This is a genomic window from Kitasatospora sp. NPDC023120, assembly GCF_055560835.1.
In genome coordinates this window covers 349,979-375,073 of the sequence record NZ_JBVHHY010000002.1, presented here as the reverse complement: position 1 = coordinate 375,073, position 25,095 = coordinate 349,979, and the positions used below count along the sequence as shown (strand labels likewise).

Here is a 25,095-nt window from a genome sequence, read left to right as displayed (position 1 = left end):
GATGCACGAAGTCTGCGCAATCGGCGTCGACGGGTCGTTCACGGGTCCACGGCCGCGGACCCGGGCTCGGGGAGGTGGCGCAGGAACCAGTCCCGGGCCAGCTCAGCGGCCTGATCGAGGGTTCCGGGCTCCTCGAAGAGGTGGGTCGCGCGCGGCACGACGGCCAGCTCGTTCTCGCAGCGCAGTCGGCTCCCGGCCCGCCGGTTGAGGTCCAGCACGGTGGTGTCCAGGGAGCCGACGACGAGCAGTGTGGGGGCGTCCACCCGGGCCAGCACGTCCGCCCCGGCGAGGTCCGGGCGGCCGCCCCGGGAGACCACGGCGCGCACGGCCGGGCCCAGCTCGGCGGCGGTGTGCAGCGCGGCGGCGGCACCGGTGCTGGCGCCGAACAGGCCGAGCGGCAGGCCGCGGGTCTCGGGCACGGTGCCGTTCCCGCCGCCCGCGCCGAGCCGCTCGGCGACGGCGGTCAGCCGGGAGCCCAGCAGTCCCACGTCGAACACGTTGCGCCGGTCCGCCTCCTCGGCCTCGGTGAGCAGGTCGAACAGCAGCGTGGCCAGCCCGGCCCGGTTCAGGTACTCGGCGACGTACCGGTTGCGCGGGCTGTGTCGGCTGCTGCCGCTGCCGTGCGCGAAGACGACGACGCCGCGCGCGTCGGCCGGTACGGTCAGCCGGCCCGCGAGGCGGACCCCGGCGGCGGGCAGGACCAGCTCGCGGTCGACCGCGACGGAGGCCGGTGACGGGTCGCCGTTCCGGCCGTGCTCCCGGTCCCTCTCCCGCTCCCGGGCTTCGGCGAGCAGCCGCAGCACCTCCTCGTCCTCGGTCTGGGAGAAGTCGGCGTAGAACTCGCCGATCGCGAAGAACGGGGACGGGGTGTCGACGCAGACCAGCTCGTCGGCGACCTCCTCGAGGCGGTCGGTCCAGTCCCGGGGCGCCACCGGTACGGCCAGCACCACCCGGGCCGCGCCCCGCTCCCGGACGATCCGGCAGGCCGCCTTGGCGGTGGACCCGGTGGCGATGCCGTCGTCCACCACGACCACCGTGCGACCGCGCACGTCCGCGGGCGGGCGGTCGCCCCGGTAGCGGCGGGCCCGGCGCTCCAGCTCCGTGCGCTCGCGCCGCTCCACCTCGGCGAGCTGGGCGTCGGTGACCGAGGCGAGCCGGATGACCTGCTCGTTCAGCACCCGGACGCCGTCCTCGCCGATCGCGCCCATGCCCAGCTCGGGCTGGTAGGGCACCCCCAGCTTGCGGATCACGCAGATGTCCAGCGGCGCGCCGAGCGCCGTCGCCACCTCGGCGGCCACCGGCACCCCGCCCCTCGGCAGCGCCACCACGACGGTGTCGGGACCGCCCAGGCGGCCGAGGCGTGCGGCGAGCCGCCGGCCCGCGTCGGTGCGGTCGGCGAAGTGGGTGAAGTGGGTTCCGGTGACGTGCATGACACGGCCTCCGGTTCCACCGTACGTCGTTCCGGGCGGAGCCGTTCCGCGGCCCCGGGTGGCGCGGCGGACGCCCGGCCTGCCGGGCCGGGGAGGGCCGGGACGGAACCCGGGGACGAGGCGGCGGGCGGCGGGTCGGGACGGGGCCCGGAGGGTCCCCGGACCGGGTCGGGATCGGACCGGGCGGGGCCCGGGATCGGACCGGGCGGGCACGGGATCACCCCGGGAACGGGACGGGACGCAACCCCCGTGTGGCCGGGACAGCGGGCGGCGCACGGTGGATCGCAGCGGCGGACCGCAGGGCCCGCCGACGACCGGAAGGAGCGCCCGACATGCCGGGCACCGTCATCACCGATCTGCGGCGACGAGGCGCTGTCGACCCCGGTCGTCTGCTCGCCGGCCCGCTGCGCGGCGTCGGCCTCCAGCGGCTCGAACCCGGTCAGAGCGCCGAGGTGGCCGCCGACGGCGTCGAGCACGCGCTCTACGTTACCGCCGGCTCGGGCCTCGCCGAACCGCCGGAGCACACGGTCCGGCCGGACACCTCGCCGGACGCCTCACGGGACCCCGAGTCGCAGGACGCCGAGCCGCGCGACGCCGGCATCCCCCTCGTCGAGGGCACCGCCGTCGTCCTGCCGCTCGGCACCCGGACCGTCCTCACCGCCGGCACCGCCGGGATGGAGTACTTCCACGCCGTCCTGACCGTCCCCGCCGGCCGCCCGACCTCCTCGAGCGGAGATGAACCCGCATGATCGTCACCACCGACACCGGCGCCGCGATGGTTGTCCTCGGCCCGAACGGCGAACGCGTCCGGATCCGCTCCCTGGCCCGTCGCACGATGCTCACCAGCGCCTGCGAGGCCCTCGACCACCTGCGGCTGAGCCCGGGAGCCCACCACGTGCTGACCGGCCGGCCCGATGCCGAGACCGTCCTGCACGTGCTGCGCGGCGCTGCCGTCGTCGGCCGACTCTCCGACGAGCCCGACCACTTGGCCTCCGAGGGCGATCTGCTGCTGGCCCGCCGCGGCCGCACGCTGCACCTCGAAGCCGGGCCGCTCGGCGCCGAGCTGCTCTGCCTCACCCTCGCGGTCCCCCGGCACAGCGCCGGCACCCGGGCCGCCCTGGCCCGGCGCCGCGCCGCCCGCCGCGACCGGCCCTGAACTCCCGCCCGTCCGTCTCAGGAGACCACTCGTGATCGTCGTACCCGCCGCCGTCCCCCGCACCGCGCCCGTCTTCCGGCGGCTGATCGACCCGGAGCAGCGGCCGTCCGTCCGCGCCGGACTGACCGTCGAGAGCCTGCAGCCCGGTGTCCGGGTCGACCAACTCCCGTACGAGTCGGCCGAGTCGGTGACCGTGGTGCTCTCCGGCCGACTGTCCGCGGCCGGCCGGATCCTCTCCCCGGGCGAGGCGCTGCACCACCGCCCCGGCACCGGCTACCGGCTCACCGCCGTCCGGGGCGCGCCGACCACCGTGCTCACCGTCCGTCCCACCCCGCCCTGCGGTGACATCCCGGCCCAGCGTTCGGGCCCGGAGTCCCCCCGCGCCTGGCGGCAGGTCGACGTGGGCACCGTGGACCTCGACCCCGGCGGACTCTGCGGACCGTACGCGGACCGGGAGGCGGACGCCTTCCTGCTGGTCCTCTCCGGGGTCGGCGCCTTCGTCGGCGAGCTCGGTGAAGTGCCGGTGTTCCCCGGTGACTTGGTCTACGTCCGGGCCAAGGAGCGGTACGGCCTCCGGGCCGGAACGCGCGGACCGGTCACCGCCGTGCTGGGCCGGGTCGGCGCGCCGGGCGCCGGACCGGGACCGGAATGGGACATCAAGCCCATGCGCTCGGGGCGTGTCCGTCCGCAGAGTTGAGACGTGCCGATCGGCCAAGATCGGTCACTTGGAAGAACCAGGAGTACCACCTCATGTCGACGAATACCAAGGCCACGGCGATCTGCGCGGCCGGCGTACTGGCGGGCGTGATCGCGGCAGCCCTGGCACTGCGCAGCGCCTGTTCCAACTCCGCCGCGGTGTCCCCTGAGCGTCCCAAGTCGAGGCCGGCCGGGGGCCCGAGGCCCGGCGGGGGCAACCAGGTGGAGGACTGCCACTTCAACTGCCCGCCCGGCAGCTAGCAAGAACAGATGACAGCCGACAGATTCTGAAATCTGTCGGCTGTCATCTGTCGCCCGGTATCCGTCAGCCGTCAGCCGTCAGCCGTCGCGCAACCCGCAACCCCTCTCCCGCAACCCCTCACCCGCCACCCACCGCCCGCCGCACGTCGGCCCCCGCCGAGCGCGGCAGAACCGCCAGCACCTGCGTGCCCCCACCTTGGGAGAGCGACTCGATGGTGCACCTGCCACCGATCTCCGCCGCCCGGTCCGCCATCGACCGCAGCCCCACCCCGCTGCCTTCCTGCTCGTGCTCGTCGGCGCCCTCCCGGTACCCCACCCCGTCGTCCTGCACGGTCAGCGTCAGCGCCGCGTCGTCCGCCCGGAGCGTGACCCGCGCCGTCCGGGCCCGGGCGTGCCGCAGCACGTTGTTGAGCGCCTCCGCCGTGATGCGGTACGCCGCGACCTCCACCGCCGCGGGCAGCTCCGGCAGCGGATCCGGCGAAAGCTCGGCCGTCACGGTCAACCCCGTCCCGCTGAAGGTGTCCGCCAGCTGCCGGACCGCCCGGGTGAGCCCGAACTCGCCGAGCGGTGCCGGGCCGAGCCGGTCGGTGATCCGGCGGACCTCCTTGATGGTCATCCCCAGGCCGTCCGAGACCCCGCGCAGCGTGTCCGCGAGCCCGTGGTCCGCCGAGGAGGCCGCGTTGTCCACCCGCAGCCGCAATCCGGCCAGCGCCGGCCCGAGCCCGTCGTGGATGTCCCGCCGCAGCCACCGCCGCTCCTCCTCCCGGGCGGAGACGATCTGTTCCCGGCTGGCCAGCAGGTCCTCGTGGAGCTGAAGGGACGCGACGGCCGGCGAGGCCTGGTCGGCGAGCGAGCGCAGGATGTCGATGTCACTGCTGTCCAGCCACTCCTCGCCCGCCCGCAGTCCGACGGTCAACTCGCCGATCGACAGCCCGTTGTGGACCAGCGCGAAGTCCTGGCTGTGCCCGTTCAACCGTCCGGCGGTGGCCAGGGTGCGCCGCCCGGCCCGGGTGGTGACGGCCAGGGCGACCCCGGGAAGCCGCAGTTCGTCGGCGACCGTCGCGCACAGCGTCTCCGGCAGCTGCGCCGGGTCCACCACCTGCCGCACCCGCCCCGCGAGCGTCCGCAGCACCTGGTACGGCTGGGCGCGCTCGCCGTAGTACAGCCGGTCCACGAGGGTGACGCACCGTCGCGCCGCCCGCGGCAGGGTCGCGCCGAGCGCGTACACCAGGGCGATCAGCACCAGGGCGGCCCCGCCGCGCCCCGGCAGCAGCCAGGCGGAGAGCACGGCGGCGGCCACCACGAACAGCCCGGTGACCCCGGTGCCCAGCAGCAGCCCGATCAGTGCGCTGCGGGCCGCCCGGTGGAGCCGCCAGCCGTGGTCCCGGACGACCAGGACGGCCACCGCGACCGCCCACACCAGCCCCGCCGAGGCGAACAGCGCGTAGCTGAGCCAGTAGTGCTCGGTGTAGGTCCGCTCGAAGAAGTCCTGCATCCCCACCCAGAGCAGGTACGCCCCGAGCATCCCCGCCACCCGCATCCGGTGTCGGCGGGTCTCGGCCCGGTCGCGCTCGGAGCCGGTCGGACGCAGCAGGCGCGTCAGCAGGACCAGCGCGAGGAACCCGATCACGCATTCGCTGATCAGCAGGTCGTGGCCGCCCAGGGCGTCGACGAAGTTGACGGAGAGGCGCCCGGGCAGCGCGCCGGCCAGCGGATTGGGCCGCCCGTAGGTCGTCGGATCGTCGAGTGCCTGCGCCACCTCCGGGGTCACCCACAGGGCGACGGCCGCGATGTACCACCACCAGCGCCGGGTCGTGAGCCGTCCGTACGGCAGCCAGAGCGGCAGCGAGTAGACGATGACGGCGTTGATCGATCCCGACACCACTTCGAGGATCAGCGTGGCGCCGACGATGCCCGGATTGGTGATCTCGACCCGGACCGGCGCGGCCGCCGCGGCGGGCAGGATGCCGGTGAGCGCGTAGACGAGCATCACCCAGCCGAGCGGGCTGCCCGGGCGGTGGGCGTGCAGCAGCATGCCCGCGCCGGCGGTCGGCAGGGCGTAGACCAGGATGGCGAGTTCGTCGCGCGGCACCGACACGCCGGGATCGCCGAGATGGACGAGCACGTAGCAGATCCACAGCGTCGCGGTGACGATGCAGACCGCCGTGGCGATCGCGGCGGCGGTCAGCTGCCGTTCGGCCGGCGTACGGCGCCGGACGGAGGTAACCGTGGTCATGGCACCACCTCGCAGACGGGCTGGGCCGGTGGGGGCGGACTCCGGTCGTGCGAACCCCCCGGCGGTACGGACTCGCGGCCGGCGGGAGGGCCGGCGGCGTGGACCAAGCCAGGTCCCAGTCTCGACGGCCCGGTGTCCCGGGCGCCTGAGGCAGCGGTCTCGGATGCTGTCCCCGGCCGGTCCCGGTCCCGGTCCCGGTCCCGGTTCCGGTCCCGGTCCCGGACCGGTCACCGGCCTGGTGTCCTGCCCCCGCCCGCCAAGCGGACGACTTCCCGAGCATGTCACGGAAAGTAGCCAGTTCGGCGCTGATAGTGTCGGCCGGGTGGATGAAGAACAGCCGCAGGCTCCGTCGGACCCGGTCGACACCAGGCCCGTCCGTGTACTGATCGTCGACGATCACCCGCTCTTCCGGGAGGGCCTCAAGGCGGCGCTCGAGAGCGCCGAGGGCGTCCTCGTGGTCGCCGAGGCCGAGCGGGTCGCCGATGTGCCGGAGGCGGTCGCCCGGCACCGCCCGGGCGTGGTGATCATGGACCTCTCGCTGTCCGACGGCTCCGGTCTGGAGGCCGTCCGTCAGCTCGCCACCCAGGAGGCGCCGCCGCCGGTGCTGATGCTGACCATGTCGGACGACGACGGGAACCTGCTCGCCGCGCTCCAGGCGGGCGCGCGCGGCTACCTGGTCAAGGGCGCCGGGCGCGAGGAGGTGCTGCACGCGGTGCGGACGGTCGCTGCGGGCGGCGCGGTGTTCGGCGGCGAGGTGGCCGGGCGGATCACCGCCCTGCTGGCCGGGGCCCGGATGCGCGAGGCGGGGCAGCTGTTCCCGGACCTCACCGCCCGCGAGGCGGAGGTGCTAGGCCTGGTCGCGCGCGGGCTGGACAACCGGCGGATCGCCCGGGAGCTGGTGGTCGCGGAGAAGACCGTCCGCAACCACATCACGCACATCTTCGAGAAGCTGCACGTCGCCACCCGCGCGGAGGCGGTGGCCCGGGCCCGTGACATGGGCCTCGGCGACGGCTGAGGCGCGCAGTGGGCGTGGCCCGGGTGCGGCCCGGGCGCGCAGGGGGTGTCGACCGGGCGTCCCGGTCACGGCCCGGGCGTGAACCAGGCGCGGCCCCGGGCGTGAACCGGGCGTGAACCGGGGGTGCCGGCCCGCCGACCGGCACCCCCGGGATCCTTCCGATTGCCACGTTCCGATCGCGAGCGCGGCCGCAGCAGCTGCCGCCGCGCTCGCTACGGCCGCATCTCGTACGCGCCGGAGAGCGCCTCGACCCGCTCCCACACCCGCGCGGCCCGCGCCGCGTCCGACACCGGGCGGCGCACGTTGGCCAGCGCCCAGGCGGCCTGCTCCTCGGTGGTGGAGGCCTTGCCGTGCAGCTCGGTGGCGTGCGCGGAGAAGTCGCGGACCAGGGCGTCGAAGAGCTGGTCCAGGACGTCGCCGCCCTCGTCGGACGCGGTCAGACCGGTCAACTCGGCCTGCTCCAGCACCAGCTGGCCGTAGACGATCAGCGCGAACAGCTGACCGATCTCCAGCAGGAAGTCCAGGTCCGCCTGCTGCTCCTTGCTCGGCGCGTTGCTGAGCAGCAACTCGCAGAAGCCGTCGGCCTGTTCGCGGAAGCGGGCGACGTTGGGCAGCTGCGTGTGGCGGTCGTAGGCGGTGCGCCAGTCGTGGAAGCGGATCGCGCCGAGGCCGCGGGCCGGGCCCTGGCGGAACAGGAAGGCGTCGTCGGCGGCGTCCAGGCGGGTCGGCACCGGGGCGTAATCGGCCGGGGCGAACAGGTAGTTGCCCATGAACTTGAGGATCAGCGCCAGGTTGACGTGGACGGTGCCCTCCAGCTTCGGCAGGCCGCGGATGTCCTTCGCCGCCTTGTCGAAGTAGGTGTCCGCCTCGAAGCCCTTGGCCGCGATGACGTCCCACATGAGGTCGATGACCTTCTCGCCCTCGGTGGTGACCTTCATCTTGGTCATCGGGTTGAACAGCAGGTAGCGGCGGTCCTCGGGGGAGGCGGTGCGGAAGTAGTCCACGGCCCGCGCGCTGAACAGCTTCATCGCCACCAGGCGGACGTACGCGTCGGTCAACTCCCGCTTGACGTGCGGGAAGTCGGTGACCTTCCGGCCGTACAGCACCCGGTTGTGGGCGTGCGTGAGGGCCTCGTACATCGCGTGCTCGCAGATGCCGACGGAGGCGGTGCAGAGGTTGAACTTGCCGACGTTGACGGTGTTCAGTGCGGCGTCGAAGGCGGCCTGGCCGGTGTGCAGCACGTCCTCGGCGCGCACCGGGTAGTCCTCCAGGCGGAACTCGCTGACGTACATCTGCGCGTTCACCACGTTCTTGACCAGGTGGTACGCGTCGTGGCGGCTGTCGGCGGCGAAGAAGACGTAGCCCTCGGGGCCCTCGACGTCCGAGCGGCGGCCGAACACCGAGACCAGGCCGGCCACGTTGCCGTTGCCGATGTAGTACTTGGAGCCGGTCGCGGTGAAGCCGCCCTCGCCGTCCGGGGTGAGGATCATGTCGGTGGAGTAGATGTCGGCGCCGTGGGTGCGCTCGGAGAGGCCGAACGCCATCACGTGGCCCTCCGCCAGGAGCTGGGCGGCGCGGGCCCGGACGGCCTCGTTCTCGCTCTGCCAGACCGGGCCGAGGCCCAGGATGGTGACCTGCCAGGTGTACCAGTAGCCGAGGCCGTAGAAGCCGAGGATCTCGTTCAGCTCGGCGATCCGCGCGGTGTCCCAGCGCTTGTCGGGGTCGGCGGCGGACGGGGTCAGGAACTCCGCGAACAGGCCCTCCTTCGCGGCGAATTCGAGGAAGTCGGCGTACCAGCTGCGGTCGATGTAGGTGTCGATCAGCGCCTTCTTGCCGCGGGACTCGAACCAGTCCACGGTCGCGCGCAGCAGCCGGCGGGTCGGCTCGTCGAACTGTGCGGGGTCGTAGGTGCGCGGGTTGAAGAGCATCGAGGGCTCCCGAAGGTCGAGGGTGTGGGCAGCGGGTGGAAGGAATCGGGCGGAAGGAAGCGTGGAAGGAAGCGTGGAAGGCCCGACCGCCGGCGCGTCAGGACCGCCGGTCGGCGGCGAGTCTGCGCAGGGTGGCGAGCACGTCGTCGAGCCAGGCGATGGTCATCCGCTCGAACTCGATGCCGCCGCGCAGCACCACGTGCTGCAGCTCCTGGCGGGTGTCGAGCGCGGCGACGTCGGGGAAGTCCCGCTCCTGGCCGTGGAGATAGCGGGCGAGCAGGGCGGCGTGGCCCTCGCGGTGGCGTTCGACCTCGGAGATCAGTGCGGCCGGGTCGTCGAAGGCGGCGGCGCGGATCTTGACCGCGAGCTCGTGCCGGACGGTCTCCGGTTCGACCGGTTCCCGCAGCCAGCCCGCCAGCGCGGTCCGTCCGGCCTCGGCGGCCGAGTAGACCTTCTTGTCCGGACGCCCGTCCTGGGCGACCTCCTCCGCGGCGACCCAGCCGTCCGCCTCCATGCGCCGCAGCACCCGGTAGATCTGCTGGTGGGTGGCGGTCCAGAAGCGTCCTATCGAGCGGTCGAAGCGCCGGGCCAGCTCGTAGCCGGAGCCGGGCTGCTCCAACAGCGAGACGAGGATCGCGTGCTCCAGTGCCATGCCCGCATCCTGCTATGCAACGAGTTGCATAGGCAATGGCGCCTCGCGCTGTTGAGACGCAGGTCACCGGCGTGATCGGATGGTTATCGATCATTCCGGACTATCGGGTGCAAAACGTTAGAGAAGGGACAGAATGGGTACGGGGAGTGAGCCTTCCGGGTAACGGAGGACAATGCGCTCCCCAGGTTCCGGACCACAGGAGGTGGTATCGGTGGCAACCCATATCCCGACGGGCATGGAGCACCATCCGGACATCGTCGAACTGAGAGAACACTACGAGCGGGTCACCTCGACCCCCCGCGCCCAGGGCATCGAAGCCCTGGCCGTACTGGCCGGCCTCTTCCTGGCAGCATCGCCGTGGATCGTCGGCTTCACCGCGTTCAGCACCCTGACCGTGACCTGCCTGATCGTCGGTCTGGCCTACACGGTGCTGATGGCCGGCTACGGCACGGCCTACGAACGCACCCACGCGAGGGCCTGGGCGGCCACCGCGCTCGGTGCGTGGACGATCATCTGCCCCTGGGTCGTCTCCGGATCGGTCGACCGGGGCAAGAACATCGTCACCTGCATCATCGTCGGAGCCGTGATGTTCCTGCTCGGACTCGCGGCAATCTCGATGGCCACGATCACGGCCAACGGAGCGGCAATGCGGCGCGGCCGGGCAGGCCGGGCCCGGGGCTGATCTTCCCGTAGCCGGTGCCCGGGGCGCGGAGGGCACAACCGCCCACCGCGCCCCGGTGCGCGTCCCGCACGTTCCCGGGGCTTCCGGACGACTTCCGGGCCGCCCGGTCTCCGGGCGGTCCCCGGCCTCCCGGGAGGGCGGCTACGGGTGGGTCATCCGCAGCACGTCCAGCGCCTCGTCCAGCTGCTCCTCGGTGAGCTTGCCCTGCTCGACGTAGCCCCGCTCCAGCACCACCTGACGGATGGTCTTGCGCTCGGCCAGTGACTGCTTGGCGACCTTCGCGGCCTCCTCGTAGCCGATGTACCGGTTCAGCGGGGTCACCACCGACGGCGAGGACTCCGCGTACTCCCGGGCCCGTTCGACGTTGGCGGTGATGCCGTCCACCGTGCGGTCCGCCAGCAGCCGGGCACTGTTCGCGAGCAGCCGGACCGACTCCAGCACGTTGCGGGCGATCACCGGGAGCATCACGTTCAGCTCGAAGTTGCCGCTCGCGCCGGCCAGCGTCACCGTCGCGTCGTTGCCGACCACCTGGGCGGCGACCATCAGCACCACCTCGGGAAGCACCGGGTTCACCTTGCCCGGCATGATCGACGAACCGGGCTGCAGGTCCGGCAGGTTGATCTCGCCGAGTCCGGTGCGCGGACCGGATCCCATCCACCGCAGGTCGTTCGCGATCTTCGTGAACCCGACCGCCACCGTGCGCAGTTGCCCGCTCAGCTCGACCAGGGCATCCCGCGCGCCCTGCGCCTCGAAGTGGTCCCGCGCCTCGGTCAGCGGCAGGTCTGTGACGCGGGCGACCTCCGCGATGACCGCCGCCGGGAAGCCGGGCGGGGTGTTGATGCCGGTGCCCACCGCCGTCCCGCCGAGCGGGAGTTCGGCGACCCGGGGCAGCGTCGCCAGCAGCCGCTCCCGCCCGTGCCGCACCTGCGCCGCGTAGCCGCCGAACTCCTGGCCGAGCGTGACCGGCGTGGCGTCCATCAGGTGCGTACGACCCGACTTGACCACCTTCGCGAACTCCGCGGCCTTGCGCTCCAGCGCCTCCGCCAGGTGCTCCAGCGCCGGGATCAGGTCGTGCGTCACGGCGGCGGTGGCGGCGATGTGGATCGAGGACGGGAAGACGTCGTTGGACGACTGGCTCGCGTTGACGTGGTCGTTCGGGTGGACCGGACGGCCCAGCCGCTCCCCGGCCAGGGTGGCGATCACCTCGTTGGTGTTCATGTTGGACGAGGTGCCCGAGCCGGTCTGGAACACGTCCACCGGGAACTGGTCGTCCCAGTGCCCTTGCGCGACCTCCTCGGCCGCCGCCACGATCGCCTCCGCCGTGTCCTCGTCCAGGACACCGAGCCGGGCGTTCACCCGGGCCGCGGCGGCCTTGATCCGGGCCAGCGCGGCGATGTGCGCGCGCTCCAGCCGCTGGCCGGACACCGGGAAGTTCTCCACCGCCCGCTGCGTCTGCGCCTGCCACTTCGCGGCGGCCGGCACCCGGACCTCGCCCATCGAGTCGTGCTCGACCCGGTACTCCTGCGGCTTCGCCTGCTCGTCACCCATCGTGCGCTCCACCTCCTGTACGGGCCGGTCCGGCCCGGAACGGATCTCCGATCACGACAGCCGCGCGCGGGGCCCGGGTATTTCCGGCGGGGGTACCGGGTTCGCTCCGGGCGGACGGGTTCGGGTGGTCGAGATCGACCCGTGCGCCCGCCGCGAAGCCGGGCAACGGCCCGGCCGCCCGGCTGCCCCAGGCCGTGGACTCCCGCGAGCCGATCGGGCCGCACTCACTCGAAGGAGTGACTCATCGGGTGGCCCGCTTCAAACCGCCGTACGGCGCTTCGTACGCTCCTCCCCGGGCCGGACGGACACCGGCCCGGCCCGGACAGCCGCAGCTCGGCCCGGGGGCCAGAACAAGGGGCGGGACGGACGGATGACCAGGGGACGATACGGCAGGACGGGCGCGACGGGCGCGACGGGCGGCGCCGGGGGCGCGCAGCGCCAGGGGAGCGCCCCCGGGAGCGGCCTCACCCGGCGGCAGCTGCTCGGCGCGTCGGCCGCGCTCGGCGGCGCGGCCTGGGTCCTGCGCGGCACCGTCGGACCGGACAGCGCCCGGGCCGACGCGCCCGTACCGCCAGGACTGCCCGATGGCACCGAGCTCTACCAGCGGGTCTTCCAGAACTGGTCCGGCGAGATCCGCACCGACCAGCTGTGGACCTGCGCGCCCCGCACCCCCGAGGAGGTCCCGGCTCTCGCGAACTGGGCGCACGCCAACGGCTGGCGGCTGCGCGCCACCGGCTACCGGCACACCTGGGCACCGCTGACCGTCGCCGACCGGACCCCGGAGAGCGCCCGCGTCCTGCTCGTCGACACCAGCCGCCACCTCACCGCCATCACCGCCGACTCGCCCACAACCGTGCGGGTGCAGACCGGCGCCACCATGGAGGCCCTGCTCGCCCACCTGGCCGACCGCGGACTCGGTCTGACCGCCTGCCCGGCCCCCGGCGAGATCACCGTCGGCGGCGTGCTCGCCATCGGCGGCCACGGCACCGCCGTCCCCGCCGCGGGGGAGCTGCGGCCGGACGGGCACGGCTACGGCTCCGTGAGCAACCAGGTGGTCCGGCTCACCGCGGTGGTCCTCGACCCGGTCGCCGGCCGCTACACGCTGCGCACCTTCGACCGCGCCGAGGCCGACAGCGCCGCCTTCCTGGTGCACCTGGGCCGCGCCTTCCTCACCGAGGTCGTCCTCCGGGCCGGCGCCGACCGGCCGCTGCGCTGCGTCAGCCGGCTCGACATCCCGGCGAGCGAGCTGTTCGCCCGCCCGGGCAGCGGTGGCGCCGGCGCCGGTGGCGGCGGGCTGTTCGGCGGAGTCCTGGGCGGCCTCCTGGGCGGCGGCAGGGGCGGCGACGGCCCGCGGACCTTCGCCGAGTTCGTGGAACGGGACGGCCGGGCCGAGGCGATCTGGTTCGCCTACACCGACTACCCCTGGCTCAAGACCTGGAGCGTTGCCCCGACCAAGCCGACCGCCTCCCTCGCCGTCGACCATCCCTACAACTACCCCTTCTCGGACAGCGTTCCGGAGCCGGTGGCCCGGCTCGCCGGCCAAATCGTCGCCGGCGCCTGGGGATCGGCCCCGCTGTTCGGCCAACTCCAGTACCTGGTCGCGAAGGTGGGGCTCACCGGTGACGTCACGGACGTCCTCCTCTCCGGGGATCTGTTGCGCGGACTGCTCACCGGGGACGTCCTCACCCACCTGCTCGCGGGCGGCCTGCGCTCGGACCTCTGGGGCCCCTCGCGCACCCTGCTGCAGTACGTCCGACCCACCACTCTGCGGGTCACCGCGAACGGCTACGCGATCCTCGCCCGGCGCGCCGACCTGCAGTGGGTGGTCAGTGAATTCTCCTCCTACTACCTGGAGTTGCTCGCCGCCTACCAGGCCCGGGGCGAGTACCCGGTGAACGGCGCGGTGGAGATCCGGGTCACCGGCACGGACGACCCGGCGTACTGCGGCGTCCCCGGCGCCCGACCCCCGCTGCTGTCCGCGCTGCGCCCGCGCGCCGACCGCCCGGAATGGGACACGGCGGTCTGGCTCGACGTCCTCGCCTTCCCCGGCACCCCCGGGCTGGAACGCTTCGCCCGGGACCTGGAGGAGTGGCTGCTGCGCACCTTCGACGGCACCCGGGCGGGCCTGCGGGTCGAGTGGTCCAAAGGCTGGGCCTACACCGCCGACGCCGCCTGGTCCGACCCGGACCTGCTCGACCGGGCGGTTCCCGACAGCCTGCGGGCCGGCGGCGGGCCAGGCTGGGACGAGGCGGTCGCCGTCCTGGATCGGTACGACCCGCACCGGGTGTTCGGAAACCCCTTCCTGGACCGCCTGTTGAAGTGATGTCGGGCGATCCGACCAGCCGTCAGATGTGCTCCATCACGATCACCGCCAGGGTGTCCGGGGCCAGGGCGCGGAACACGTGCGGGGCGTCGCCCGGGAAGCTCACGTAGTCGCCCGGGCCCAGCTCCACCGGCGCCTCCGTCGGCCCGACCAGCGCGCGCCCGGCGCCGATCATCACGTGCTCGACGGTGCCGGGCATGTGCGGGTCGGACGCCCTGGTCTCGCCCGGCTGCGCCTCGATCCGGTAGATGTCGCGGCGGGCGTTGGGCGGGCAGGAGGAGAGCACGGTGGCGGCGTAGTCGGCGCGCTCCGAGTGGGTCACCGGTCCCTCGCCGGCCCGGATCACCTTGACCGCGGGGCGCGGCGGGTCGACAAGTCGGCTGAACGGCACGTTCAGCGCGACCCCGAGTGCCCAGAGCGTCTCCACGCTGGGGTTTCCCGCACCCGACTCCAGCTGGGAGAGCGTCGACTTGGCGATGCCCGCGCGCCGGGCCAGCTCCGCCATCGACAGTCCGCTGCGCTCGCGCTCGCGCCGGATGGAGGCGGCGATCTGGCCGATCAGCTCGGTTCCGGAGCCGCCGGCGACCGCGGCCGGGGTGGTCTGGTCACTCATGCTCGCCACTCACGCTTTCCTCTGGCTCCTTGGCTGCCCGCCGCTTCCCGGCGTCCGGTGCCGTTCATGCTGCCATGGGCGCCGGCGCCTGCGGGGCGCCCGGGCCTGCGGGAGCGCGGGGCGATGGGTGTTCGGTCTGCCGACCCTTTCGTTCGACTTGACGAACTCGGCTGGCCGGGTTCACTCTAATGGACATGCGTTCGCTACTCCGAACACTGGAGCGTGCCACTCTTCGTGACATCGCCCTGGTCTGCCTCGCCGACGCCCTCGTCGGTGCCTCCTTCGGCGCGATCAGCGTCTCCGGCGGTCTGCCCCTCTGGGTGCCGATCGCGCTCTCCGTCCTCGTCTTCGCGGGCGGCTCCCAGTTCGCGGCGATCGGCGTGGTGCTGTCCGGCGGCGGCGCGCTCGCAGCCGTCGCCACCGGACTGGTCCTCAACGCCCGGCTGCTGCCCTTCGGCTTCACCGTGGCCGACGTCCTCGACGGACCGTGGTGGCGGCGACTGTTCGGCGCGCAGCTGATCACCGACGAGACCGCCGCCTTCGCCCTGCAGCAGAGCGAGCCGCGACGACGCCGGGCCGCGTTCTGGCTCTGCGGGATCGCCCTGTACGTGGTGTGGAACGCCTCGGTGCTGCTCGGTGCCGTCGCGGGCGGGCTGATCGGCGACACAGACGCGCTGGGTCTGGACGCCGCCTTCCCCGCGGTGCTGCTCGCGCTCGTCCTGCCCTCGCTCGCGGACCGGCGCACCCGGACGGCGGCGGTGGTCGGCGCGGCGGTGGCGGTCGCGGCGACGCCGTACGTGCCGGCCGGGCTGCCGGTGCTGCTCGCCCTCGTCGGGCTGCTGTTCGCGGGACGGCCGGGGGCGTCGTCTGCAGGGGTGGATCCGGCGAGTTCGGCGCGCGCCGAGGAGAAGGAGGCGGTCCGATGATGCCGTTGTGCGCCGTGCTGTTGCTGGCGGTCGGGACGTACGCCTTCCGGCTCGCCGGGCCGCTGCTCGGTGGTCGGCTCGCCCTCTCGGAGCGGCTGCGGCACCTGCTCGCGGTCGCGGCCACGGTGCTGCTGGTCGCGCTGGTGGCGACCGGGGCGCTGACCCAGGGGCACGGGTTCGCGGGGTGGGCCCGCCCGGCGGGCGTGCTGGTCGCCGGGGTGCTCGCGTTGCGTAGGGTGCCGTTCCCGGTGGTGATCGTCGCGGGCGCGGCGACGACGGCGGTGCTCCGGTGGTGCGGGGTGGGGTAAGCGGAGGAGCGCCGACAGGCGACAGCATTCAGCGAACAGATGACAGGTGACAGGTAACAGATGACAGCCGACAGATTTCGAAATCTGAAATCTGTCGGCTGTCATCCGTCCGTCGCCCTCAGCCGCCCAGCGCCTTGAAGAAGATCGTCGTCGGGTGCGGGACGCCTTGCGGGTCCGTCGCGTAGTCCGGCACCGAGCCGACCCGGGTCCAGCCCGCCGCCTCGTACATCCGCTCCGCCGGACTGTCCGTCTCGGTGTCCAGGACCAGCAGCCGCAGCCCCAGTTCGCGTGCCCGCTCCTCCAGCGCCGCCAGCAGCCGAGCGGCCAGCCGGTGCCCGCGGTCCGCCGGATGCACCATCAGCTTGGCCACCTCGCCCCGGTGGCGGCCGTTCGCGGTCGCCGCCGGGCGCAGCTGAACCGTCCCGGCCAGCCGTCCGTCCGTCCCCGCCCGGACCGTCCACAGCAGCAGCCGCCCGTCCGCGACGTCCGGGCCGAGCGCCCGCCACCACGCGGTGGCCGCACCGTGGTCCAGCGGCGCGAGGAAGCCCAGCGAGGCGCCGCCGTGGACGGTGTCCACCAGCAGCGCCGCCAGTTCCTCCGCGACACCGTGCAGCTCCTGCGCCGTCACCCGGCCGACGGCGTACCCGTCCCCGTGCCCGGTCCCGTCGCCCGGCCCGTGACCGTCGCCGCCCACCATGTCGCTTTCCTCACTCGCTCGTGCCCACCCACCGCCCGGCCGGGTGCGGAATACTCGCCGGTACTCCTGCTCCGCCGAGACTACAAGGAGCTTCAATGACGAAGCCGCCCCGGATCGATCCGTCCGACCTGCTCGCCGTCGGCGACCTCCTCACCGACGAGGAGCGGCTGGTCCGCGACACCGTCCGCCGGTTCACCGAGGAGCGGATCCGCCCGCACATCGGCGACTGGTTCGAGCGCGGGGTCTTCCCGGCCCGCGAACTCGCCCCCGAACTCGGCGCCCTCGGCGTGCTCGGCATGCACCTCGACGGCTACGGCTGCGCGGGCGCCGACGCGGTGGCGTACGGCGTGGCCTGCATGGAGCTGGAGGCGGCGGACTCCGGGCTGCGCAGCTTCGTCTCCGTCCAGGGCTCGCTCGCCATGCGCTCCATCCACGCCTTCGGCTCCGAGGAGCAGAAGCAGCGCTGGCTGCCCGGCATGGCGGCCGGCGAGCTGATCGGCTGCTTCGGCCTCACCGAGCCGGACTTCGGCTCGGACCCGGCGAACATGCGCACCCGGGCGGTCCGCAAGGGCGGCGAGGGCGGCGACTGGGTGCTGTCCGGCAGCAAGATGTGGATCACCAACGGCAGCATCGCCGACGTCGCGGTCGTCTGGGCGCAGACCGAGGAGGGCGTGCGCGGCTTCCTGGTCGAGCGCGGCACCCGCGGCCTGACCGCCACCGACGTGCACGGCAAACTCTCCCTGCGCGCCTCCGTCACCAGCGAGCTCGCCTTCGACGAGGTGGTCCTGCCCGCCGACGCCGTGCTCCCCGGGGTGGTCGGCCTGCGCGGGCCGCTCTCCTCCCTCAACGAGGCCCGCTACGGCATCCTCTGGGGCACCGTCGGCGCCGCCCGCGACTGCTACACCGCCGCCCTGGACTACGCCAAGAGCCGGATCCAGTTCGACCGCCCGATCGCGGGCTTCCAGCTGACCCAGCAGAAGCTGGTCGAGATGATGCTGGAGGTCGAGAAGGCCTACCTGGTGGCGCTGCGCATCGGCCGGCTCAAGGAGGAGGGTGCGGCCCGCCCGCCGCACGTCAGCTTCGGCAAGCTCAACAACGTCCGCACCGCGCTGGAGATCGCCCGCAGCGCCCGGACCGTCCTCGGCGCCAACGGCATCACCACCGAGTACCCGGTGCTGCGGCACGCCAACAACCTGGAGTCGGTGCTCACCTACGAGGGCACCAGCGAGATCCACACGCTCGTCCTCGGCGAGGCCATCACCGGCGAGTCCGCCTACCGCTGACGGGCCGTCCGTCCCACGGGCGGCCCCGTGTGAGCAGGAGAAATCCGGTGGCCGGGCCCGGGGCGGCCCGGCTACCTTCCTGCCATGACCAGCCGCCCCGTCCAGTCGTCCCCGACCCCGACCACCACTCTCTGGCGCCCCACCGGCCCGGAGGAGCTGGCGCTGGTCGAGGCCGCCGACCGGCGCGCCTGGCCGCCCCGCCTGCCCGAGCAGCCGATCTTCTACCCCGTCCTCAACGAGGACTACGCCATCCGGATCGCCCGGGACTGGAACGTGCCCGCCTCCGGCGTCGGCTACGTCACCCGCTTCGAGGTCGAGACCGGTTTCCTCGCCCGCTACCCCGTACAGCAGGTCGGCGGCCGGACGATCCTCGAGCTCTGGGTGCCCGCCGAGGAGCTGGAGGAGTTCAACCGGCACATCGTCGGCCGGATCGAGGTCGTCCACGAGTTCCGCCCGCAGCCGTGACGCCTCCGACCAGCCGCGTCCTGCTCACCTCGGCGCAGCGAACCGGCACCACCGTCCTGCTCGCCGAGGCCCCTGCCGCCCGACGCGGCCTCACCACCGCCGTCCTCGACGCCCCGGACGCCGGCCCGATCGCCGACCCGTACGACCCGGCCGAGCACTGGGCCGTGGTCGAGGCCGACCTGCCGTGGTTCGCGCACTGCTACGCCACCGACCCGGAGCGCGTCCTGGACGTCGTGCCGCGCGCCGCCGGACCGGCCGCCGAGCCGGCGGAGGCCGACCGTCGGTTCGTCCGCGCGGCTCCCTGAGCGCCGGAGCGCGCCTGACGGGCCCGAGCACGCCTCACCACTCGCCCGCCCGGCGATCGCCAACCGGCGCCCGGCGATCGCCCGACACCTCGCGGACACCCGCCGTTCGACGGCGCGACGCCGACCGGTACGGCGGCCGGTGAAGCATGGCGCGGTCGGCGGCGCCCTCGGCGGGTGCGGCCGGTCGCGCGCACGACCGAAAGGAACCCCCGCCATGTCCGCTGTCCAGTGGCCCCGCCCCCGGGTGCTCGTCGTCGGGATCGACGGCGTCCGCCACGACTACCTGGCCCAGGTGCCGATGCCGCGCCTCCAGGAGGTCGCCGAGGCCGGGTTCCTGGTGCCGGTCACCGTGGCGGACACGACTCCGACCATGTCCGGGCCGTGCTGGACCACCATCGTCACCGGGGTCGAGCCCGCCAAGCACGGCGTCTGGGGCAACCACCTGGGCGGCAACCGGCTCGACGTGTTCCCCGACTTCGCCACCCGCCTCAACCGCGGCGACCGCCGCCGCACCTTCGTCGCGGCCGGCTGGGACCCGCTGATGATCAACGAGTCCGGCGGCCCGCTGTTCCGCGCCCCCGGCCGGCTCTCCTACATCGCCCCGGCCGAGGACACCCCCGAGGCCTGGGAGGTCGTGGACGAGGAGGTCACCAGGGAGGCCGTCCACATCCTCGGCACCGCCGACCCGGAGGCCTCCTTCGTCTACCTCGGCGCCGTCGACGAGACCGCCCACTTCCTCGGCTGCGGCGACGAGTACCGCGCCGCCATGCGCACCGCTGACGAGCGCCTCGGGCGCCTCCTGGACGCCGTCCGGGGCCGGGCCACCCACGCCGAGGAGCAGTGGACCGTCATCGTGGTCACCGACCACGGCCACGTCGACGCCGGCGGCCACGGCGGCCGTACGGTCGAGGAGCGGACGGCCTGGGTCGCCTGCGCCGGGCACGACATCCCGGCCGGACCGCCCACCGGCGAGATCCGCCACCCGGACGTCGCCGCCCAGGTGTACGCCTCCCTGCTGCGCCCGATCGACCCGCACTGGACCCTCGACGGCCGCCCCTTCCCGGTCGCCCGCCCGGTACCCGCGACGGCCTGACCCGGTACCCGGGCCGCGGGAGCCCGCCGTCCGCGGGCGGTCTCCGACGGTGCCCCGGGTGCAGCAGGCCCGGCTGCGGCGGTGCGGGGCTTGAGCGAGGCTCGATCGAGGCTTGTCGGGGCCTCAGGGCCTCAGGGCCTCACGGCCTCAGGCCTCAGGGCCTCAGGTCTCAGGGCCTCTACCGAAAGACGTACGCCTGAAGGTGGAGACCGTACCCCGTGGGTTGGAGACAAGAGCGCGACTTGGTGGTGACGCTCCGCCGGGGCGGCACGGGCCACGATGGTTACACCGGACGGCGCAGCGGTCAGCGGCACCGACCAACGGACACCGACACGGACACGGACACGGAGAGGACAGTCGGGCATGAAGGGCATCGTCAGCAAGGTCGCGCTGGGAGTCGCGGGCACTGGCATGGCCGTGGCCGTGGTGGCCGTGGCAATCGGCCCGCGAGTGTCCGACTGGTACGACGGGCGCCATCAGGAGCAGGCTTCGTACGAGACCGGCACCCAGGCCAAGGCCGACCGCCGCTCGGTGCCGGCCTGGCTGCCCGACAACGCCTCCGGCGTGAAGTACCTGATGTCCACCACGGGCGACGACCGCCTGCTGCGTGCCACCCTCCCCGAGGGGCGGCTGCCCGTCGGCTGCACGGCCGGGCTGCCGGGCAAGGCCGCGCACCCCGTGCCGATGACGCTCAAGGCCGGCTGGTTCCCGGAGGGCGTCGCGGCCAAGGCCAGCGGCCACTGCGGGCACTACAACGTGGCGCTGACCGGCAACCAGCTCTACGCGTGGCAGGACGGCGCCGCGGTCCAGGCGGCCCTGCGCGCCGAGCACGTCACCAAGCACTGACCGTGCCGATCCCCGGTCGGGGATCGCTTTCCGGGCGTCGAACGGGCGAACGGACGGACGACCGAGCGGCCCGCCGGGCACCGAGAGGTGCGGGCGGGCCGCCGTCGTGCGTGTACGGGCCGTCGGCGGGGGCGGGCGACGGCGGCATTCCAGGTGCACCCCTGCTGTCGGAACCCGACCGGGCTGCGATAGGACGGGACGCGAACGACCTCCTCGTCACCCCGTCCGTTAGGAGCGCCATGCCCGGCCCGACCGTCGGCCCCACCGACGACACGTCGACCGCTGCCACCACCACACCCGGCACCACCACACCCGCCCCAGGCCAGGCCGGCACCGACCACGCCGGCACCGGCCGGGCCACGATCGCCGTCCTCGGCGGCCTCATCGCGCTCGGACCGCTCACCACCGACCTCTACCTCCCGGGCCTGCCCGCGATCGCCGACGACCTCGCCGCCGAACCGGCCGCGGTCCAACTCACCCTCACTTTCTCGATGTTCGGGGTCGCGGCAGGCCAGCTGCTCTTCGGACCGCTCAGCGACCGCTTCGGACGCCGACCGCCGCTGCTCGCCGGGCTCGTGGTCTACACCCTGTCCAGCGTGGTGTGCGTGCTCGCGCCGAACCTGCCGGTGCTGACCACCGCCCGCTTCGTCCAGGGCGCGGCCGGGTCCGCCGGGCTGGTGATCGGGCGCGCCGTCGCCCGGGACCGCTTCCAGGGCGTCGCGCTGCTGCGCTTCCTCGCCTCGATCGCCCTGATATCCGGCCTGGCGCCGATCCTCGCCCCGATCATCGGCGCGCAGTTGATGCGGTTCACCTCCTGGCGCGGTACCTTCGGTGCGCTCACCGCGCTCGGACTGCTGCTCTCGCTGGCCGCGTTCGGTGCGCTGCGCGAGACGCTGCCCGCGGAGGCCCGGGACGGCGGCGGGGTGGGGGCGACGCTGCGGACGATGGGGCGGCTGCTGCGCAACCTGCCGTTCCTCGGGCTGGCGCTGACCAGTTCGCTCGCCTTCGGGGCGCTGTTCGGCTACATCAGCGGCTCGTCGACGGTGCTCCAGCACGTGTACCAGGTCTCGCCGCAGACCTACAGCCTGCTGTTCGGGCTCAACTCGGTGGCGATCGTGGTGATGACGCAGCTGAACGGGCGGGTGCTGGCGCCGCGCTTCACGCCGCGGGCGCTGATGCTGGGCGGGCTGGCGGCGACGGTCGCCGCCGGGGTGGCGCTGGTGCTGCTGACGACGGTGTGGGACTTCGGGTTGGTCGGGTTCTGCCCGCCGCTGTTCGTGATGATGGGCAGCCTGGGGGTCGTCCTGCCGAACACCGCCGCGCAGGCGCTCGGCCTGGTCGAGCCCCAGGTCGCGGGGACGGCATCGGCGCTGCTCGGCACGGGCAACTTCCTGGTCGGCGCGGTGGTCGCCCCGTTGAGCAGCCTCGGCGGACGGCCGTCCGCGGTGCTGCTGGCCGCGGTGGTCCTGGTCTGCGGGGTGCTCGCGACGGCGGCGTACCTGGCACTGTGCCGACGACCCACCGCCGACAGCTGACAGCTGACAGCTGACAGGTAACAGCCGACAGACGACAGGCGACAGCAAACGGGAAACAGAGAACAGCGAACAGCGAACAGATGACGGCTGACAGATGTTGAAACCTGTCAGCCGTCATCTGTTATCCGTCGTCCGTCACTCGTCTTCCGTCACCCGTTACGTGATCGAGAAGTCGTCCCCGAACACGTTGCCCTGCCCGTACCAGCCGTGCAGGTACACGGTCACGGTGCCCGAGGCGCCCGTGGTGAAGGGGACGGACACCTTCGTCCAGCTGTCGGCATTGGCCCAGGAGCTGGCGGTGGCGCCGCCGTTGACGCCGACGTAGGCGTAGTTGCCCTGTACCCAACCGGTCAGCGTGTAGCCGGTGTTGGGCTTCAGTGTGACGGTCTGCGAGCACTCGCCGGTCTGGCTCGCGGTGGCCGCGGCCTGCAGTGCGTGGGTGCCGGAGTGGGCCGGGGTGGAGACGACGGCGCCGCCGCTCTGGCAGGTCCACGGGGCCAGGCTGCCGGTCTCCAGGTCGCCGTTGACCAGGCCGGTCGTCGGGGTGGTCCCGGTGACGGTCAGCGCGTAGGTCGCGGTGTGGGTGCCGGAGGGCGCGGAGGCGGTCACGGTCAGCGGGTAGGTGCCCGCCGCCACGGCAGAGCTGGTGGTGATGTTGAGCGTGGCGCTGTTGCCCGCGGTGACGCTGCCGGGGGTGACGGTCGCGGTGACGCCGGCCGGGGCACCGCTGACCGTGAGGCTGACGCTCTGCGCCGATCCTGCCGTCACCGCCGTCGCGATGGTCGCCGATGTGGACAAACCGGGCTTGACCGAACCGGAGTTGGGGCTGGCGGCGACGGAGAAGTCGTTGCTCGTCGTCGAGCCGCCGGTGAACGGCGCGAAGATGTGGGTGAAGTCCCAGGTGTTCTGGGCGATCCCGGAGCAGTTGTCGTTGCCCTTGGTGCCCGGGCAGCCGCCGTTGTCGCGCTGGAGCGCCCAGAAGGACAGCGTGTTGATGCCCTTGGAGACCGCCCAGTTGTACACGGTGGTGGCGTTGGCCAGGGTGAAGGTCTCGGCCGGACCGAAGTCGTCGACCCCGATCATCTCGGTGATCCCGATCGAACCCCACAGCTGGGCCGGGGTCCTGGACGGGTAGAGCCCGGCGAGCTGGTTGTAGAGGCCCTGCGCGGAGGTCTGGGTGTCCGCCGCCATGTCGTGGGTGGCGTTGTCGTAGTAGTCGAAGGTCATCATGTTGACGACGTCGATCCGCGCGTTGTTGCTGACCGCGTTCCGCAGCACCGCGAGGCCGCTGTCGGCCAGTCCGCCGGTGGTGGTCGGCAGCGTGTAGGAGAACTGGATGCCCCGCCCCTTGGTGGCGGCCCAGTCCTGCACGAGCTTGATCGCCTTGTTGCGGCGGTCGATCCCGGCGGTGTTGGTCAGCGAGTTGTCCTCGATGTCGAGGTCGATCCGGCTGATGTCGTACGTCGTGATGACGTTCTCGAAAGCGGCCGCGATCTGGTTGACATCGGTGCAGCTGTCGGCCAGCTCGGTGCCCGTGTTGTCGGCGGTGTAGCCGCCGAAGGACGGGATCACGTCCCCGCCGTTGGCGCGGATGGTCGCGATGTCGGCCCCGAAGGTCGAGGAGGAGACGGGCATGGAGGAGTCGCCGTTCCAGTACGGCGTGCACGAGCCCTTGGTGGCGGTCTGCAGGAACGCCATGGTCAGGTGCTTGGCGCCGGACTGCGCGGCCAGCTGGGCCGGGCTCTGGCCGGTCCAGGCCTCGAAGTAGGGGGCGAACACCCGGCTGGGGAGCGGGGTGGCGGCCTGGGCGGAGCTCGTGCCGGCGGCGACCAGTCCGGCCGAGGCGGCCAGCGTGGCGCAGGCCGTCAGCGCGGCCTGGATCGTTCTGCGAAGACGCATGGATTCTCCAACAGGCGTGGTGGGGCAGGATGTTGGGGAGGTTCGACGGGCCGGGTCGAGGCGGCCGTGTGGGGTCGACCGCGCTGCGGCCCCCGGTCCGGGGGTCGGGAACGCGGGTCGAGGCGGCCGTGTGGGGTCGACCGCGCTGCGGCCCCCGGTCCGGGGGTCGGGAACGGGCGAAACGGGGTGGAAGCGGGGGCGTGCGGAAGCCCGCCGACTCGCGTGGGCGCGTGCGGCGCTGCGATTGCACGCGGCCGTACGGAGCGGGGGTGGAGCGGAACAGGGCAGGGCAGTGCCTCAGCCGCCGGTGGTCACACCCCCACAGTGCATCCCGGTCGGATCGACATGCTTATGTTTGGACTAGACCAGTTCTCTGTCAAGGGGTCTGACGATTCGTCATCGCACCGTCCGGGGCCCGAAGGGGCCGGGCGGAGGGCGCTGGGAGGCGGGCTCCGGAAGGTGGGGCGCCGGAAGGCGGGGCGCCGGAAAGGTGGGGTGCCGGGCGCCGGGCAAAAAGAAGACCGTGGCCGCGCACCCGGTGGGTGGGGCGCGGCCACGGCGGCCCGGCGCTCAGGACACCGGGCGGTTCGGGGGATCGCGGCGCGCGGTGCCGCGAGCAGGGTCAGCGAGGGGAGGGGCAGAGGGTGGCGCGCAGCGCGTCGTTGATCTTGCCGGCGGTGTCCGGTCCGAAGCCCTGTGGGTGGTCGGGCGAGGTGAAGCGCTGGTTGGCCAGTTCGACCAGCTTCCCCTTGTCCTTGGGGAACTGGTACATCGACTGGCACTGGTTGCGCGCCCGGTCCACGGCCTGGTCGGGCTTGCCGCCGACGATCGCCGGGTCGATCGCGTCGAGCGCGGCGACCAGCTTGATGGTCAGGTCGGCGCCCGGCTTGGCGGGCATCCCGGCGTCGGTCGGCGGGGCGGGCTTGGCCGGTGCGGGCGCTCCCGAGGCGCCGGCGTCGGGCGCGGACGTGCCGGCGGCACCGTCGGCCGTGGGGGCGGCCGTACCGGGCGCGGGGACCGCGGGCGTCGAGGCGGCGTCGGAGGGTGCGGCGGTCGAGGGGGCGCCCGAGGCGGCGGTGGCGGTGGGGGAGCCGGCCGCGGAGGTGGCCTTGCCCGAGCTCGATCCCGAGCTGGAACAGGCAGCGAGGCTCACCGCGGCGAGTGCCGTGAGGGTGGCGGCGAGGAGACGAGTGCGCAT

The 25,095-nt window shown here is 73.3% G+C and carries 24 protein-coding genes; 15 read left to right on the top strand and 9 right to left on the bottom strand.

All coding sequences use genetic code 11. The features are described from left to right. Nucleotides 1–38: 38 nt before the first annotated feature. A complete protein-coding gene (locus ACZ3TI_RS04275; RefSeq protein WP_465723094.1) occupies nucleotides 39–1,430 on the bottom strand; it encodes a phosphoribosyltransferase family protein in 1,392 nt (463 codons plus the stop codon). Nucleotides 1,431–1,762: 332 nt separating this feature from the next. On the opposite strand from ACZ3TI_RS04275, the gene ACZ3TI_RS04270 reads away from it, so the two are divergent. From ACZ3TI_RS04270 to ACZ3TI_RS04255, 4 genes are read left to right on the top strand one after another with little or no spacing between them, the layout of a single operon-like run. Beyond that, nucleotides 1,763–2,179 carry a hypothetical protein gene (locus ACZ3TI_RS04270; RefSeq protein ID WP_465723092.1) on the top strand — a complete coding sequence of 139 codons (417 nt, stop codon included), beginning with the start codon at nucleotides 1,763–1,765 and terminating at the stop codon, nucleotides 2,177–2,179. Beyond that, nucleotides 2,176–2,586, top strand: coding sequence for a hypothetical protein (locus ACZ3TI_RS04265; protein ID WP_465723090.1), 411 nt, complete (start codon nucleotides 2,176–2,178; stop codon nucleotides 2,584–2,586). Before ACZ3TI_RS04270 ends, ACZ3TI_RS04265 begins: the two co-directional genes overlap by 4 nt. Nucleotides 2,587–2,617: 31 nt before the next feature. Next, entirely contained in the window at nucleotides 2,618–3,283 is a 666-nt protein-coding gene (locus ACZ3TI_RS04260; RefSeq protein ID WP_465723088.1) for a hypothetical protein, read from the top strand. A gap of 53 nt (nucleotides 3,284–3,336) precedes the next feature. Then, a complete protein-coding gene (locus tag ACZ3TI_RS04255) occupies nucleotides 3,337–3,543 on the top strand; it encodes a hypothetical protein (protein WP_465723086.1) in 207 nt (68 codons plus the stop codon). Nucleotides 3,544–3,661: 118 nt separating this feature from the next. Here the strand turns inward: ACZ3TI_RS04255 and ACZ3TI_RS04250 are convergent, their stop codons facing one another. Further along, on the bottom strand, nucleotides 3,662–5,779 hold the full coding sequence (locus ACZ3TI_RS04250) for a sensor histidine kinase (RefSeq protein ID WP_465723084.1): 2,118 nt from the start codon (nucleotides 5,777–5,779) through the stop codon (nucleotides 3,662–3,664). Between the two features lie 322 nt (nucleotides 5,780–6,101). Here ACZ3TI_RS04250 and ACZ3TI_RS04245 point away from each other — a divergent pair, with 322 nt between their 5' ends. Next, nucleotides 6,102–6,794, top strand: a complete 693-nt coding sequence (locus tag ACZ3TI_RS04245) for a response regulator (RefSeq protein ID WP_465723082.1) — start codon at nucleotides 6,102–6,104, stop codon at nucleotides 6,792–6,794. A gap of 212 nt (nucleotides 6,795–7,006) precedes the next feature. Here ACZ3TI_RS04245 and ACZ3TI_RS04240 read toward each other — a convergent pair whose 3' ends face one another. Both ACZ3TI_RS04240 and ACZ3TI_RS04235 read right to left on the bottom strand, forming a co-directional pair. Then, on the bottom strand, nucleotides 7,007–8,722 hold the full coding sequence (locus tag ACZ3TI_RS04240; RefSeq protein ID WP_465723080.1) for an acyl-CoA dehydrogenase family protein: 1,716 nt from the start codon (nucleotides 8,720–8,722) through the stop codon (nucleotides 7,007–7,009). Between the two features lie 97 nt (nucleotides 8,723–8,819). Further along, nucleotides 8,820–9,374, bottom strand: a complete 555-nt coding sequence (locus ACZ3TI_RS04235) for a PadR family transcriptional regulator (RefSeq protein ID WP_465723078.1) — start codon at nucleotides 9,372–9,374, stop codon at nucleotides 8,820–8,822. A gap of 235 nt (nucleotides 9,375–9,609) precedes the next feature. Between ACZ3TI_RS04235 and ACZ3TI_RS04230 the strand changes: the two genes are divergently transcribed. Continuing rightward, nucleotides 9,610–10,056: an SPW repeat protein gene (locus ACZ3TI_RS04230; protein ID WP_465723076.1), complete on the top strand. Its 447-nt coding sequence runs from the start codon at nucleotides 9,610–9,612 to the stop codon at nucleotides 10,054–10,056. Nucleotides 10,057–10,197: 141 nt separating this feature from the next. Here ACZ3TI_RS04230 and ACZ3TI_RS04225 read toward each other — a convergent pair whose 3' ends face one another. After that, nucleotides 10,198–11,604: a class II fumarate hydratase gene (locus ACZ3TI_RS04225; protein ID WP_465723074.1), complete on the bottom strand. Its 1,407-nt coding sequence runs from the start codon at nucleotides 11,602–11,604 to the stop codon at nucleotides 10,198–10,200. 370 nt (nucleotides 11,605–11,974) lie between these two features. On the opposite strand from ACZ3TI_RS04225, the gene ACZ3TI_RS04220 reads away from it, so the two are divergent. Continuing rightward, nucleotides 11,975–13,927: a cholesterol oxidase substrate-binding domain-containing protein gene (locus tag ACZ3TI_RS04220; RefSeq protein ID WP_465723072.1), complete on the top strand. Its 1,953-nt coding sequence runs from the start codon at nucleotides 11,975–11,977 to the stop codon at nucleotides 13,925–13,927. 22 nt (nucleotides 13,928–13,949) lie between these two features. Here the strand turns inward: ACZ3TI_RS04220 and ACZ3TI_RS04215 are convergent, their stop codons facing one another. Then, complete coding sequence (locus tag ACZ3TI_RS04215) at nucleotides 13,950–14,540, bottom strand: helix-turn-helix domain-containing protein (RefSeq protein WP_465723350.1); 591 nt, start codon at nucleotides 14,538–14,540, stop codon at nucleotides 13,950–13,952. A 194-nt stretch (nucleotides 14,541–14,734) separates the two neighbouring features. On the opposite strand from ACZ3TI_RS04215, the gene ACZ3TI_RS04210 reads away from it, so the two are divergent. After that, nucleotides 14,735–15,466, top strand: a complete 732-nt coding sequence (locus ACZ3TI_RS04210) for an AzlC family ABC transporter permease (RefSeq protein ID WP_465723070.1) — start codon at nucleotides 14,735–14,737, stop codon at nucleotides 15,464–15,466. Then, complete coding sequence (locus tag ACZ3TI_RS04205) at nucleotides 15,463–15,774, top strand: AzlD domain-containing protein (RefSeq protein WP_465723068.1); 312 nt, start codon at nucleotides 15,463–15,465, stop codon at nucleotides 15,772–15,774. The genes ACZ3TI_RS04210 and ACZ3TI_RS04205 overlap by 4 nt, the downstream gene beginning before the upstream one ends. A gap of 118 nt (nucleotides 15,775–15,892) precedes the next feature. Here ACZ3TI_RS04205 and ACZ3TI_RS04200 read toward each other — a convergent pair whose 3' ends face one another. Then, complete coding sequence (locus ACZ3TI_RS04200) at nucleotides 15,893–16,471, bottom strand: GNAT family N-acetyltransferase (protein WP_465723066.1); 579 nt, start codon at nucleotides 16,469–16,471, stop codon at nucleotides 15,893–15,895. A 95-nt stretch (nucleotides 16,472–16,566) separates the two neighbouring features. Between ACZ3TI_RS04200 and ACZ3TI_RS04195 the strand changes: the two genes are divergently transcribed. From ACZ3TI_RS04195 to ACZ3TI_RS04170, 6 genes are all read left to right on the top strand, one after another. Then, nucleotides 16,567–17,754, top strand: coding sequence for an acyl-CoA dehydrogenase family protein (locus ACZ3TI_RS04195; protein WP_465723064.1), 1,188 nt, complete (start codon nucleotides 16,567–16,569; stop codon nucleotides 17,752–17,754). An 84-nt stretch (nucleotides 17,755–17,838) separates the two neighbouring features. Further along, complete coding sequence (locus tag ACZ3TI_RS04190) at nucleotides 17,839–18,219, top strand: hypothetical protein (RefSeq protein WP_465723062.1); 381 nt, start codon at nucleotides 17,839–17,841, stop codon at nucleotides 18,217–18,219. Next, on the top strand, nucleotides 18,216–18,524 hold the full coding sequence (locus tag ACZ3TI_RS04185) for a hypothetical protein (protein WP_465723060.1): 309 nt from the start codon (nucleotides 18,216–18,218) through the stop codon (nucleotides 18,522–18,524). The genes ACZ3TI_RS04190 and ACZ3TI_RS04185 overlap by 4 nt, the downstream gene beginning before the upstream one ends. A 214-nt stretch (nucleotides 18,525–18,738) precedes the next feature. After that, entirely contained in the window at nucleotides 18,739–19,617 is an 879-nt protein-coding gene (locus ACZ3TI_RS04180; protein WP_465723058.1) for an alkaline phosphatase family protein, read from the top strand. Nucleotides 19,618–19,980: 363 nt separating this feature from the next. After that, complete coding sequence (locus ACZ3TI_RS04175; protein ID WP_465723056.1) at nucleotides 19,981–20,463, top strand: hypothetical protein; 483 nt, start codon at nucleotides 19,981–19,983, stop codon at nucleotides 20,461–20,463. 239 nt (nucleotides 20,464–20,702) lie between these two features. Beyond that, entirely contained in the window at nucleotides 20,703–21,998 is a 1,296-nt protein-coding gene (locus ACZ3TI_RS04170; protein WP_465723054.1) for a multidrug effflux MFS transporter, read from the top strand. A gap of 156 nt (nucleotides 21,999–22,154) precedes the next feature. Here ACZ3TI_RS04170 and ACZ3TI_RS04165 read toward each other — a convergent pair whose 3' ends face one another. Both ACZ3TI_RS04165 and ACZ3TI_RS04160 read right to left on the bottom strand, forming a co-directional pair. Further along, nucleotides 22,155–23,897: a glycosyl hydrolase family 18 protein gene (locus ACZ3TI_RS04165; protein ID WP_465723052.1), complete on the bottom strand. Its 1,743-nt coding sequence runs from the start codon at nucleotides 23,895–23,897 to the stop codon at nucleotides 22,155–22,157. A 622-nt stretch (nucleotides 23,898–24,519) separates the two neighbouring features. Continuing rightward, the gene (locus ACZ3TI_RS04160; RefSeq protein ID WP_465723050.1) at nucleotides 24,520–25,095 is read right to left on the bottom strand and encodes a hypothetical protein; all 576 of its coding nucleotides are present in this window, start codon (nucleotides 25,093–25,095) and stop codon (nucleotides 24,520–24,522) included.

What these genes read in the sequence shown, in the direction of transcription:
- ACZ3TI_RS04200 (WP_465723066.1), bottom strand. Translation starts at nt 16,471, where the DNA reads ATGGTGGGCGGCGACGGTCACGGGCCGGGCGACGGGACCGGGCACGGG.
- ACZ3TI_RS04210 (WP_465723070.1), top strand. Translation starts at nt 14,735, where the DNA reads ATGCGTTCGCTACTCCGAACACTGGAGCGTGCCACTCTTCGTGACATC.
- ACZ3TI_RS04220 (WP_465723072.1), top strand. Translation starts at nt 11,975, where the DNA reads ATGACCAGGGGACGATACGGCAGGACGGGCGCGACGGGCGCGACGGGC.
- ACZ3TI_RS04270 (WP_465723092.1), top strand. Translation starts at nt 1,763, where the DNA reads ATGCCGGGCACCGTCATCACCGATCTGCGGCGACGAGGCGCTGTCGAC.
- ACZ3TI_RS04250 (WP_465723084.1), bottom strand. Translation starts at nt 5,779, where the DNA reads ATGACCACGGTTACCTCCGTCCGGCGCCGTACGCCGGCCGAACGGCAG.
- ACZ3TI_RS04225 (WP_465723074.1), bottom strand. Translation starts at nt 11,604, where the DNA reads ATGGGTGACGAGCAGGCGAAGCCGCAGGAGTACCGGGTCGAGCACGAC.
- ACZ3TI_RS04165 (WP_465723052.1), bottom strand. Translation starts at nt 23,897, where the DNA reads ATGCGTCTTCGCAGAACGATCCAGGCCGCGCTGACGGCCTGCGCCACG.
- ACZ3TI_RS04205 (WP_465723068.1), top strand. Translation starts at nt 15,463, where the DNA reads ATGATGCCGTTGTGCGCCGTGCTGTTGCTGGCGGTCGGGACGTACGCC.
- ACZ3TI_RS04160 (WP_465723050.1), bottom strand. Translation starts at nt 25,095, where the DNA reads ATGCGCACTCGTCTCCTCGCCGCCACCCTCACGGCACTCGCCGCGGTG.
- ACZ3TI_RS04240 (WP_465723080.1), bottom strand. Translation starts at nt 8,722, where the DNA reads ATGCTCTTCAACCCGCGCACCTACGACCCCGCACAGTTCGACGAGCCG.
- ACZ3TI_RS04175 (WP_465723056.1), top strand. Translation starts at nt 19,981, where the DNA reads ATGAAGGGCATCGTCAGCAAGGTCGCGCTGGGAGTCGCGGGCACTGGC.
- ACZ3TI_RS04265 (WP_465723090.1), top strand. Translation starts at nt 2,176, where the DNA reads ATGATCGTCACCACCGACACCGGCGCCGCGATGGTTGTCCTCGGCCCG.
- ACZ3TI_RS04235 (WP_465723078.1), bottom strand. Translation starts at nt 9,374, where the DNA reads ATGGCACTGGAGCACGCGATCCTCGTCTCGCTGTTGGAGCAGCCCGGC.
- ACZ3TI_RS04230 (WP_465723076.1), top strand. Translation starts at nt 9,610, where the DNA reads ATGGAGCACCATCCGGACATCGTCGAACTGAGAGAACACTACGAGCGG.
- ACZ3TI_RS04195 (WP_465723064.1), top strand. Translation starts at nt 16,567, where the DNA reads ATGACGAAGCCGCCCCGGATCGATCCGTCCGACCTGCTCGCCGTCGGC.
- ACZ3TI_RS04190 (WP_465723062.1), top strand. Translation starts at nt 17,839, where the DNA reads ATGACCAGCCGCCCCGTCCAGTCGTCCCCGACCCCGACCACCACTCTC.
- ACZ3TI_RS04215 (WP_465723350.1), bottom strand. Translation starts at nt 14,540, where the DNA reads ATGAGTGACCAGACCACCCCGGCCGCGGTCGCCGGCGGCTCCGGAACC.
- ACZ3TI_RS04275 (WP_465723094.1), bottom strand. Translation starts at nt 1,430, where the DNA reads ATGCACGTCACCGGAACCCACTTCACCCACTTCGCCGACCGCACCGAC.
- ACZ3TI_RS04170 (WP_465723054.1), top strand. Translation starts at nt 20,703, where the DNA reads ATGCCCGGCCCGACCGTCGGCCCCACCGACGACACGTCGACCGCTGCC.
- ACZ3TI_RS04255 (WP_465723086.1), top strand. Translation starts at nt 3,337, where the DNA reads ATGTCGACGAATACCAAGGCCACGGCGATCTGCGCGGCCGGCGTACTG.
- ACZ3TI_RS04180 (WP_465723058.1), top strand. Translation starts at nt 18,739, where the DNA reads ATGTCCGCTGTCCAGTGGCCCCGCCCCCGGGTGCTCGTCGTCGGGATC.